An 11,662-nucleotide genomic window follows, 5' to 3' on the forward strand; every position below is an offset into this window, starting at 1 on the left:
AACGCGCTCATGCCCCCTCCCCGTCGGCGGCCGGCAGCTCGATGGTGAAGCGGCTGCCGGCCCCGGGCGCGCTGTCGAGGCGCACCTGCCCGCCCATGCGCTCGACGCCCTTGCGCACGATGGCCAGCCCGATGCCGCTGCCGGGGTAGCGCTCGGGGCCGTGCAGCCGCTCGAACACCGAGAAGATGCGCTCGTGGTGCGCGGGATCGATGCCGATGCCCTGGTCCGCGACGGTCAGCGCCACGACCTCGCCCTCGGGACGCGCGGAGATCCGGATGCGCGGCGGCGTACCGGGCGGAACGAACTTCAGGGCATTCGCCACCAGGTTCGTCAGCACCTGCGCCAGCGTGGCGCGGTGCGCCAGGACGTCGGGGATCGGGGTGGAGACCGTGAGCTCCGCCCCGCTGCGCCCGATGTCCGGCGCGAGCTCCCGGACCACCTCCTGCACCAGGGACTCGAGCCCGACCCGTTCGCACGGCAGGCGGCTGCGCGCGAGGCGGCTGTAGGCCAGCAGGTCGGAGATCAGGCCGTCCATCCGCACGGCGCCGGCCGCGACGCGGCGCGCGTAGTCGGCGCCCTCCTCGCTCATGCGCGGCGCCTCGTCCTCCAGCAGCGCGGCGGCAAAGCCCTGGATGTTGCGCAGCGGCGCCCGCAGGTCGTGCGCCACGGTGTGCGCGAAGCTCTCGAGCTGCGCGTTCGCGTCGGCCAGCGCGGCGGTGCGCTCCGCGACCCGGTCCTCGAGCTCGGCGGTCGCGCGCCGCAGGCCCTCGTTGGCCACGCGCAGCGCGTCCGCGACGAGCTGCGTCTCCTCGCGCGAGCGCCGCAGCTCGCGCTGCTCGGCCGCGAGCCGCGCGGCGTGGCGGGAGGACGCGAGGTAGAGCGACAGCAGCAGCACCAGCGCCAGCACCCCGGTGCCGGCAGTCGCCGCCATGCCGAAGCCGGCGGCTCGCGCCGCGTCCTCGAGCCGCGCCTGCAGCAGCCGGTCCTCCTCCTGCCGCAGGGCGGCGATCTGGGCCCGGACCTCCCCCATCAGCACGCGCCCGCGATCGCGGACCAGCGCGAGCGCGCCCCTCAGGTCGCCCTCCCGGCGCAGTGCCGCCGCCTCGGCGAGCGACTGCAGGCGGGCGGCCGCGGCGCTGCGCAGTGCGGGCAGGCGCTGCTGCTGCCGGGGGTTGTCGGCGGTCAGCCGCGCCAGGGCCTCCAGATGGGCCTCGAGCTCCCGGCTCGCGGCCTCGAAGGGCTGCAGTTCGGCCTCGTCGCCGGTGAGCAGGTAGACGCGCTGCGCCGCTTCGGCCTCGGTGAGCGAACGCAGCGTGCTTTCGAGCTGCCCGATCACCTGATGGGTGTGGGCCACCCAGGCATCGGTCTCGCCCTGCGTGCGCACGGCGAGGACCGACGCCGTCCCGGCGACGGCGAGCACCAGCACGGCCACGAGCGCCGCCCAGCGCAGAGGGGGGAATCCGGACATCACCAAGGGTTCGGTGCAAGCCGCATACCGGAGGAATCCACGCGGCGGACGGGGCGGCCATCGCCGCCCCGGACCCTCAGCGCTTGCCGCCCTGCAGCTTCGCGAAGGCCGCCGCCATCGCGCCCTGCGGCGCGGGCTGGCCGCCGCGCGCCGCCGGCTGGGCGCGCTCGCCGCGGCCGGCCGGGCGGAAGCTGTTGTCGCCGCGCGCGCCGCCCGCGCCCTTCGCCGGCGGCGCGGCGTCGAGCTTCATCGTCAGCGAGATGCGCTTGCGCGCGAGGTCCACCTCCAGCACCTTGACCTTCACGATGTCGCCGGTCTTCACCACCTCGCGCGCATCGTTGACGAACTTGTTGCTGAGCTGGCTGACGTGCACGAGGCCGTCCTGGTGTACGCCGAGGTCCACGAAGGCGCCGAACTGCGCGACGTTGCTGACCGTGCCCTCGAGCACCATGCCGGGCTGCAGGTCCTTGAGGTCCTCGACGCCGTCGTTGAAGCGCGCCACCTTGAAGTCCGGCCGCGGGTCGCGCCCGGGCTTCTCCAGCTCGGCGAGGATGTCCTTCACGGTGATCGCGCCGAACCTGTCGTCGGCGAAGGCCTCGGGCTTGAGCGTGCGGATCACGTCGCTCTTGCCGATCAGCTCGCCGATCGGGCGCTTGACCGCGCCGAGGATGCGCTCGACCACCGGGTAGGTCTCGGGGTGCACGCCCGAGAGGTCGAGCGGGTTGTCGCCGTCGCGGATGCGCAGGAAGCCCGCGGCCTGCTCGAAGGTCTTCTCGCCGAGCCCGGTGACCTCGCGCAGCTGGCGGCGGTTGCGGAAGGCGCCGTTGGCGTCGCGCCAGCGCACGATGCTGCTGGCGACCGCATTGGACAGGCCCGACACGCGCGCCAGCAGCGGCGCCGAGGCCGTGTTCAGGTCCACGCCGACCGAGTTCACGCAGTCCTCGACCACCGCGTCGAGCGTGCGCGCGAGCTCACCCTGGTTCACGTCGTGCTGGTACTGGCCGACGCCGATGCTCTTGGGATCGATCTTCACCAGCTCGGCCAGCGGGTCCTGCAGCCGGCGTGCGATCGACACCGCGCCTCTGAGGCTCACGTCCAGCTCCGGCAGCTCCTTGCTCGCGTATTCAGAAGCCGAATACACCGAGGCGCCCGCCTCGCTCACGACGACCTTCTCGATGTGCGTGTCCGGCGAAAGCTGCTGGATGCGCTTGATGAGATCCGCGGCGAGCTTGTCGGTCTCGCGGCTGGCGGTGCCGTTGCCGATCGCGATCAGGTTCACGCCGTGCGTCGCGCACAGGCGGCCGAGCGTATGGATCGAGCCTTCCCAGTCGCGGCGCGGCTCGTGCGGGTAGACGGTGGCGGTGTCGAGCACGCGGCCGGTGTCGCTGACCACCGCGACCTTCACGCCGGTGCGGATGCCGGGGTCCAGCCCCATCACGACGCGCTTGCCCGCAGGCGCGGCGAGCAGCAGGTCGCGCAGGTTCTCGGCGAAGACCTTGATCGCGGTCTTCTCGGCCTCCTCGCGCAGGCGCGAGAACAGGTCGCGCTCGAGGCTCAAGGACAGCTTGACCTTCCAGGTCCAGGCGACGGTCTTGCGGATCAGCTCGTCGCTGGCCCGCTTGGCGTGGCTCCAGCCCAGGTGCACGGCGATGCGGCCCTCGGCCAGCGTCGGCTTGCCCGGGATCACCTCCTCGTCCAGCACCAGCTTCGCGTCGAGGATCTCCTGCGTGCGACCGCGGAACACGGCCAGCGCGCGGTGCGAGGGCACGCGCGCGATCGGCTCGTCGTAGTCGAAGTAGTCGCGGAACTTGGCGACGTCGGGATCGTCCGGGTTCTTGCCGTCCATCAGCTTGGACTTGAAGAGCCCGTCCTCCCACAGCCACTCGCGCAGCTTGCCCACCAGCGCCGCGTCCTCGGCCCAGCGCTCGGAGAGGATGTCGCGCACGCCGTCGAGCACCGCGAAGGCGTCGGCGAAGCCCGCGTCGGCGTTGACGAAGGCGGCGGCCTCGGCCATCGGGTCGAGCGCCGGATCGGCGAAGAGCTTGTCGGCGAGCGGCTCGATGCCGGCCTCGCGGGCGATCATGCCCTTGGTGCGGCGCTTGGGCTTGTAGGGCAGGTAGAGGTCCTCGAGCTCCTGCTTGGTCGGCGCGGCCTCGATGGCGGCGCGCAGCTCCGGCGTGAGCTTGCCCTGCTCCTCGATGCTCTTGAGCACCGCGGCGCGACGGTCTTCCAGTTCGCGCAGGTAGCCCAGGCGGGCCTCCAGGTCGCGCAGCTGCGTGTCGTCGAGGCCGTCGGTGGCCTCCTTGCGGTAGCGGGCGATGAAGGGGACGGTGGCGCCGCCGTCGAGCAGCTGCACCGCGGCATTGACTTGTGCCGGCCGGACGTTCAGCTCGGCGGCAATCTGCAGAAGGATCTTGTCCAAGGTCAAGGCCCGAGGGCAAATGGAGAGGCGGCGCAGTTTGCCACAGGCCGCGGCCCGGTCGGCACGCGATCCTGCGGGGGCCCGAAAGGTTCCGGCGTGGAGCGCTTTTGTAGCTATGCAATTCCACGAATTCAGGGCAAGCGCTTCTGCCGTTTCAATGCCTTGACACAAAACAACCCGCAGAGGGAAAGGCATGAAACACAGAGACCTACAGGACCTGGCCGGAGGGCTGGCGCTGAGCGCGCTCGGCCTCTTCGTCGCCTTCTACGCGCGGCAGAGCTACGACTTCGGCACGGCCGCGCGCATGGGCCCCGGCTTCTTCCCCACGATCCTCGGCTGGATGCTGGCCGTGCTCGGCCTGCTGGTGGCGGTGCCCGCGTTCTTCCGCAGCGGCTCGCTTCCCCAGGTCGAGTGGCGCACCTTCGCGATCGTGATGGGCAGCGTGCTGGCCTTCGCGTTCTCGCTCAAGACGCTGGGGCTGATTCCGGCGACGGCGCTCGCCGTCTTCCTCTCCTCGCTCGCCGACCGCGAGATCACCTGGCGCGGCCGCGCGCTCGTCGTCGCGGGCGTGACCGCCGTGACGGTGCTGATCTTCGTCACCGGACTCGGGATGATCCTGCCGCTGTGGTGGTGGAGCATCTGAGGCCGACGACCGACAAACTCCTGCCAGGAAAGACTCCCCCATGGACATCCTCTCCAGCCTGATGACGGGCCTGGGCTCGGCGATGGCGCCGGTCACGCTGCTCTACTGCTTCGTCGGCGTGCTGCTCGGCACGCTCATCGGCGTGCTGCCGGGCATCGGCGCGCTCGCGACGATCTCGCTGCTGCTGCCGATCACCTACCACATCCCCCCGACCGCCGCGATCGTGATGCTCGCCGGCGTCTACTACGGCGCGCAGTACGGCGGCTCCACCGCCTCGATCCTGCTGAACCTGCCCGGCACGCCCTCGTCGGCGGTGGCCTGCATGGACGGCTACCCGATGGCCAAGCGGGGCCGCGCGGGCGTGGCGCTGTTCATGACGACGGTGGCCTCCTTCGTCGGCGCAATGCTCGGCCTGGTCGTGCTGATCGCCTTCTCGCCCGCCATCGCCGACCTGGGCCTGAAGTTCGGCCCGGCCGAGTACTTCGCGATGATGCTGCTCGGCCTGATCGCCGCGTCGACGCTCGCCTCCGGCTCGCCCGCCAAGGGCATCGCGATGGTGGTGCTGGGCCTGATCCTCGGCATGGTCGGCACCGACGTGAACTCGGGCGTGCCGCGCTTCGACTTCGGCGTGCCGGAGCTGATGGACGGCATCAACCTCGTCGCGCTGGCGATGGGCGTGTTCGGTGTCTCGGAGGTGATCGCCAGCATCAACAAGGTGCGCGCATCGGACGTGAAGGAGAAGATCACGATGCGCTCCATGATGCCCAACCGCCAGGAGTTGAAGGACTCGGCGCTGCCGATGCTGCGCGGTACCGCGATCGGCGGCTTCTTCGGCGCGCTGCCGGGCACCGGCTCGTCGATCGCGTCCTTCATGTCCTACGCGGTGGAGAAGAAGGTCGCCAAGGACCCGAGCCGCTTCGGCCAGGGCGCGATCGAGGGCGTCACCGCGCCCGAGTCGGCCAACAACGCCGCGGCGCAGACCGCGTTCGTGCCGACGCTGTCGCTCGGCATCCCGGGCGACGCGGTGATGGCGCTGATGCTCGGCGCGCTGATCATCCACGGCATCCAGCCGGGGCCGATGCTGATGGCCGAGCAGCCGGACCTGTTCTGGGGCCTGATCGTGAGCTTCGCGATCGGCAACATCATGCTGGTGATCCTGAACATCCCGCTCATCGGCGTGTGGGTCGCGATCCTGCGCATCCCCTACCGCGTGCTCTACCCGGCGATCCTCGTGTTCATCGCGCTCGGGGTCTACAGCGTCAACAACAACACCTTCGACATCCTGATGGTCGCCGCGATCGGCGCGGCCGGCTACGCGATGAGCGTGCTGCGCTTCGAGCCCGCGCCGCTGCTGCTGGGCTTCATCCTCGGGCCGCTGATGGAGGAGCACCTGCGCCGCGCGCTGCTGCTGTCGCGCGGCGACCCGATGGTCTTCGTCGATCGCCCGATCAGCGCCTCGCTGCTCGCCGCCGGCGCCGGCCTGCTGCTGTGGACGGTGTGGAGCGCGGTGCGCCGCGCGCTGCGCGAGCGCGAGGCCGGCCGCGTCGAAGCCGGCCGCGTCGAGGCCGCGCTGCAGAACTGAGCGGCATGGAATCCCGGCGCGAGCCGCCGGGCCGCCCCCCGCCGCCGGTGCCCCGCACCGGCGGCTTGCCTTCGGGCGCCGTCGAGGGGCGTGCCGCCCCCTGCCGGCGTCCGGGCGGGCTCAGCCCGCCGCGCGCAGCCCCAGCTTCTCGAACAGCTTCTCGTCGCGCTCGACCTCGGGGTTGCCGGTGATGAAGAGCTTGTCGCCGTAGAAGACCGAGTTCGCGCCGGCGAGGAAGCACAGCGCCTGCACCGCCTCGGGCATCTGCTGGCGCCCGGCCGACAGGCGCACCCAGGCCTTGGGCATCGTGATGCGGGCCACCGCGATGGTGCGCACGAACTCCAGCGGGTCGAGCTTGTCGGTGCCGTGCAGCGGCGTGCCCTCGACCTGCACCAGCTCGTTGATCGGCACCGACTCGGGGTAGGGATCCAGGTTGGCGAGCTGCGCGATCAGGCCCGCGCGCTCGCGCCTCGACTCGCCCATGCCGACGATGCCGCCACAGCACACGGACATGCCGGCCTCGCGCACGTTCTCCAGCGTCTCGAGGCGGTCCTGATAGTCGCGCGTCGAGATGATGCGGCCGTAGGTTTCCGGCGCGGTGTCGAGGTTGTGGTTGTAGTAGTCCAGGCCCGCGTCCTTCAGCGCCTCGGCCTGCGGCTTGGTGAGCATGCCGAGCGTGCAGCAGGCCTCCATGCCGAGCGACTTCACCTCCTTCACGAGCTCGGTGACCTTCTCGATGTCGCGGTCCTTCGGCGCGCGCCACGCGGCGCCCATGCAGAAGCGCGTCGCGCCCGCCGCGCGGGCGGCCAGCGCCGCGCTGCGCACCGACTCCACGTCCATCAGCTTGCCGGCCTCGACGCCGGTGTCGTGGTGCGCCGACTGCGGGCAGTAGCCGCAGTCCTCGGGGCAGCCGCCGGTCTTGATCGACAGCAAGGTCGAGCGCTGCACCTCGTTGGGGTCGAAGTGCTCGCGCGTGACCTGCTGCGCGCGGAAGATCAGGTCGTTGAGCGGCAGCGCGAACAGCGCCTCGATCTCGGCCACCGGCCAGCGCTGCGCGCCCTGCGCACCGGAAGGCTCGGACGCGGCGGCACGGGGAACGATGTGTACGGGTTGGGCGATGGTCATCGGTGCAAGGGCCTCAAGGAACTTCGGGGGATTGAGGAAAGACAAGCCGGCTTTCTAGCACGGCAGGCCGACCGCAAGGTCGTAATTATGAATTACCTCCGGACGCGAGCCAGTCGCGCACGCCCTGCCCCGTCGCGCGGCCGCTGGCCATGCAGGCGGTGAGCAGGTAGCCGCCGGTGGGCGCCTCCCAGTCGAGCATCTCGCCGGCGCAGAACACGCCGGGCAGGCTTTGCAGCATCAGCCGCGCGTCGAGCGCCTCGAAGCGCACGCCGCCGGCGGTGCTGATCGCCTCGTCGATCGGGCGCGGCGCGGCGAGCACGAGCGGCAGCGCCTTGAGCGTCGCGGCGACGCGCGCCGGGTCCTTGATCGCCTCGCGGTCGAGCACCTCGTGCAGCAGCGCGGCCTTCACGCCGCCGAGGTTGAGCCGGCTCTTGAGGTGCGAGGCGAGCGAGCGCGAGCCTCGCGGGTGCGCCACGTCGGCGAGCACGCGCTCGGGCGCGCGGTCGGGCAGCAGGTCCAGGTGCAGCGTGGCGCTTCCGGCGCGCGCGATCTCGTCGCGCAGCAGCGCCGAGAAGGCGTAGACGAGGCTGCCCTCGATGCCGCTGGCAGTGACGACGAACTCGCCCTGGCGGCGCTCGGTGCGGCAATCGGCGCCGGTGAAGCTCGCCACCACCGGCTTGATCGGCTGGCCGGCATGGCGCTCGCGGAAGTGATCGCTCCAGCCGGTGGCGGGCGGCACTGCGGCGAGCGCCGCAGGCGTCGGCGCGAGGTCGAAGCCGCAGTTCGACGGCACGAGCGGTGCGACGCCGACGCCGCGCGCCGCGAGCCACGGCAGCCAGGCGCCGTCCGAGCCGAGCCGCCTCCAGCTCGCGCCGCCAAGCGCCAGCAGCACCGCGTCGGCGCGCACCTGCACCTCGCCCTGCGGCGCGGCGAAGCGCAGCGCCTGCGCGTCGTCGCCCTCGGCCCAGCCGAGCCAGCGGTGGCGCATGTGGAAGCGCACGCCCGCCTCGCGCAGCCGGTGCAGCCAGGCGCGCAGCAGCGGCGCGGCCTTCATGTCGACCGGGAAGACGCGGCCCGAGGTGCCGACGAAGGTGGCGATGCCGAGGCCCGCGGCCCACTCGCGCAGCGCGTCCGGGCCGAAGCCGCGCAGCAGCGGCTCGAGCGCGGCGCGCTGCGCGCCGAAGCGCGACAGGAAGGCCTCGAGCGGCTCCGAATGCGTCAGGTTCAGGCCGCCTCGGCCGGCGAGCAGGAACTTGCGGCCGACCGAGGGCATCGCGTCGTAGAGGTCCACGCCGATGCCGGCCTGCGACAGCGCCTCGGCCGCCATCAGGCCGGCGGGGCCGCCGCCGACGACGGCGACGCGGGGGGCGGCGGCAGGAGGGGGAGTGATGGACATCGGTTCGGGAGGGAGAGCGGGAAAAGGACGGCCGGGCCGGCGGGGCGGCGCAGTGTGCCACACGGGGGAGCGGCCGCAAGGCGGCGCCGCAACAACCCGCTTTCGCCGTCGGCGTGCAGTTCACGGGCACCGAGGACCATCATCCCGGCACCCGAGTGGGGCCGCCCGAACGCGGCCCGCATCGACGAGGCGCGCTGCCGGCTCAGAGCCGGCGATCCCGCCCCGCCATCATCCCGGCCCAGCCCTGCAGCGCGACCAGCCCCCACATCATCGCGATCGGCAGGCCCCAGCCCCCGCTCACGTCGTGCAGCAGCCCGAAGACCACCGGGCCGAGCGCCGCGAGGCCGTAGCCGACCGACTGCGCCATGCCCGACAGCGCGGCGGTCTGCAGCGGGTTGTGCGAGCGCAGGCTGAAGAAGGACATCGCGAGCGCGAGCGACGCGCCCGAGCCGAGCCCGGCGAACACCACCCAGCCGATCCAGGTCGCGGCCACCGACAGCCCGAGGTAGCTCACGAGCACCAGCCCGGCGGTGAGCGCCGCCTGCGGGCGCTGGTCCTTGGCGCGACCGGCCAGCAGCGGCGCGATCATGCTGCCGGCGAGGCAGGCGAGCTGGAACACGAAGGCATGCGTGCCGGCCGCCGCCGCCGACAGCCCCGCGTCGCGCAGCAGGCTCGGCAGCCAGGCCACCAGCACGTAGAAGGACAGCGACTGCAGCCCCATGAAGGCCGTCACCTGCCACGCCAGCGGCGAGCGCCAGACCCCGGCCGGCGGCGCGGCCCCGCCCGCAGCCGTCGCGCCGGCCGCGCCCGTGTCGGCAACAGGCACCGGGCGGCGCAGCACCAGCGCCCACCACGCGGCCGCGAGCACCGCCGGCAAGGCCCAGAGCGCGAGCGAGCCGCGCCAGCCCAGCGGCCCCGCCGCCGGCACCGCCAGCCCCGCGCCGAGCGCCCCCACCCCGGCAAGCACCGTCACGAACATCGAGGTCATCGGGCCGATGCGGCTGGGGAAGTCGCGCCGGATCAGCGCCGGCACCAGCACGTTGCCGATCGCGATCGCGCCGCCGAGCAGCGCCGCGCCGCCGAACAGCGCCGGCGTGCCCGGCAGCGAGCGCAGCACGATGCCGAGCGCCAGCAGCACCAGCGAGGCGAGCAGCACCCGCTCCAGCCCGAAGCGCCGCGCCAGCGGCGCCGCCAGCGGCGAGATCGCGGCGAAGGCGATCACCGGCATCGTCACGAGCAGGCCGAGCGCGCCGGTGGCCAGGCCCGTGTCGGCCTGGATGTCCTTGAGCAGCGGGCCCACGCCCATCAGCGAGGGCCGCAGGTTCGCGGCGATCAGCACGATGCCGGCGATCAGCAGCGCCTGCCGGTGCGGCGCGGGAGCGGTTTCGGGAGAACTCATCGAGGCGAGGGACACGGCGGCGGCCGGCGCCGGTCCCGCCCGGGGCGGGTCCCCGGGCGCCGGAAAGACGAGGAAGGGGCGCCCATCATAGGGACGGATCGGGGACCCGGCTCGCTGCCGGGCCGTGCGTGCGTCGCGCTGCCCGCCGCCGGCGGGGCGGGACCGGCCCTGCCCCGCGGCCCGGATCCGCCCGGGGCCGCCGCGCCGAGGCGACGCGGACGAGCCTCCCGCCCGGCCCCGGGCGCCGACCGCTTCAGTCCGCCGTCGCGCCGGCCTCGCGCAGCGCGTCGCGCAGCCGCTGCCCGATCTCGGGCCGGCTCTCGAAGGGGTCGCCCGGATTGCGGCCCTGCACCACGTCCTCCAGCCGCCGCTGCACCAGCGCCAGCGCCTGCGGGTGGCTGTAGACGTAGAACTGCCGCTCGCGCATCGCGGCGAACACCTTCTCGGCGACCTCGGCCGCCGTCACCCGCCCGGACGTCACCGCCTTCTCGCTCATCGCGCGGCCGACGAGCTGGCTCGCCGTCAGTGGCGCCACGTCGCCCGCCGGGCGGTTGCGGTCGCTCCTGTGGATGCCGGTCGGCACGAAGTACGGGCACAGCACCGACGCGGAGATCCGCTCGGTGACGAGGCGCAGGTCCTGGTAGAGCGTCTCGCTGAGCGAGACCACCGCGTGCTTGCTGACGTTGTAGACGCCCATGTTCGGCGTGTTCAGCAGCCCGGCCATCGACGCGGTGTTGACGATGTGGCCCTCGTAGTCCGGGTCCTGCCGCGCGGCCTCGAGCATCATCGGCGTGAAGACGCGCACGCCGTGCGCGACGCCCATCAGGTTGACGCCGAGCACCCATTCCCAGTCGCGCGCCGAGTGCTCCCAGATCAGCCCGCCGAAGCCGACGCCGGCGTTGTTGAACACGAAGTGCGGCGCGCCGAAGCGCTCGCGCACCGCGGCGCCGAGCGCCTCGACCTCCGCGGCCTTTGACACGTCGAGCCGGAAGGGCAGCACCTCGGCGCCGAGCGCGCGGATCTCGGCGGCGGCGGCCTCCAGCGCGTCGGCCTGCACGTCGGCCATCACGACCTTCATGCCCTCGCGGGCAGCGATGCGCGCGCACTCCAGGCCAAACCCGGACGCGGCGCCGGTCAGCACCGCGGTGCGGTCCCTGAAAGTCTTCATCGTTGGGCTCCTCTCGAAACGTGGAGGCGTCATGAAAGTTCCGTTATGCAGAATCATGTGCCGCCAAACGGGAATGGGCGAAGTGCCGATTCTTCCTGAGCCCTTGGCTGGGGAGACAAGGCGTTTTCCCGGAGGCGGTCAGGTGCCCTTCGGTCGGCGCCACGGGCATGACGATGAGTCGCGTCCTTCCCAGGCAGGTAGCGCGCTGCGGCCATGCGGGCGAGGTTGAAGCGGAGGGGAGGCGCGAGGCATGCCCCTGCGAGATCACCCGCAAGGGCGGCCTCGAGGAACGGGACGGAAAAGCTTGGGGCGGGAATACTGATGCGAGGGACGGACGACAGACAAGATGGCGAATTACCTTCCTCAACAGATCAACCCAAAATCCACCAGTTGCTCACGCATGGGCTCTGTTGCACAAATGGCGGTGCTGTCGGTTAGGGCGCGGCGCTTGACAGCCTC

Annotated in this window: 8 protein-coding genes; 2 read left to right on the plus strand and 6 right to left on the minus strand. The window is 72.4% G+C overall.

Going from position 1 to position 11,662, the window contains the following annotated elements; translation table 11 throughout:
- Positions 1–7: 7 nt before the first annotated feature.
- Together D3A59_RS03340 and D3A59_RS03345 are read right to left on the minus strand one after the other, a co-directional pair.
- Positions 8–1,468, minus strand: a complete 1,461-nt coding sequence (locus D3A59_RS03340; protein WP_119153509.1) for a sensor histidine kinase — start codon at positions 1,466–1,468, stop codon at positions 8–10.
- A gap of 76 nt (positions 1,469–1,544) precedes the next feature.
- The gene (locus D3A59_RS03345; protein WP_119153518.1) at positions 1,545–3,890 is read right to left on the minus strand and encodes a Tex family protein; all 2,346 of its coding nucleotides are present in this window, start codon (positions 3,888–3,890) and stop codon (positions 1,545–1,547) included.
- Between the two features lie 193 nt (positions 3,891–4,083).
- Between D3A59_RS03345 and D3A59_RS03350 the strand changes: the two genes are divergently transcribed.
- The gene (locus D3A59_RS03350) at positions 4,084–4,533 is read left to right on the plus strand and encodes a tripartite tricarboxylate transporter TctB family protein (protein ID WP_119153510.1); all 450 of its coding nucleotides are present in this window, start codon (positions 4,084–4,086) and stop codon (positions 4,531–4,533) included.
- Positions 4,534–4,573: 40 nt separating this feature from the next.
- Complete coding sequence (locus D3A59_RS03355) at positions 4,574–6,115, plus strand: tripartite tricarboxylate transporter permease (protein WP_119153511.1); 1,542 nt, start codon at positions 4,574–4,576, stop codon at positions 6,113–6,115.
- Between the two features lie 120 nt (positions 6,116–6,235).
- Here the strand turns inward: D3A59_RS03355 and bioB are convergent, their stop codons facing one another.
- The 4 genes from bioB to D3A59_RS03375 form a co-directional block, all read right to left on the minus strand.
- Entirely contained in the window at positions 6,236–7,240 is a 1,005-nt protein-coding gene (gene bioB / locus D3A59_RS03360) for a biotin synthase BioB (RefSeq protein WP_119153512.1), read from the minus strand.
- Positions 7,241–7,325: 85 nt separating this feature from the next.
- Positions 7,326–8,636 (minus strand): TIGR03862 family flavoprotein, encoded by a 1,311-nt coding sequence (locus D3A59_RS03365; protein WP_119153513.1) that lies wholly within the window; start codon positions 8,634–8,636, stop codon positions 7,326–7,328.
- Positions 8,637–8,838: 202 nt separating this feature from the next.
- The gene (locus D3A59_RS03370) at positions 8,839–10,035 is read right to left on the minus strand and encodes a CynX/NimT family MFS transporter (protein WP_119153514.1); all 1,197 of its coding nucleotides are present in this window, start codon (positions 10,033–10,035) and stop codon (positions 8,839–8,841) included.
- A 253-nt stretch (positions 10,036–10,288) separates the two neighbouring features.
- Positions 10,289–11,203 (minus strand): SDR family oxidoreductase, encoded by a 915-nt coding sequence (locus tag D3A59_RS03375; RefSeq protein WP_119153515.1) that lies wholly within the window; start codon positions 11,201–11,203, stop codon positions 10,289–10,291.
- Positions 11,204–11,662: the final 459 nt, after the last annotated feature.

It is taken from the genome of Caldimonas tepidiphila (assembly GCF_003569765.1).
GTDB classification, from domain to species: domain Bacteria; phylum Pseudomonadota; class Gammaproteobacteria; order Burkholderiales; family Burkholderiaceae_C; genus Caldimonas; species Caldimonas tepidiphila.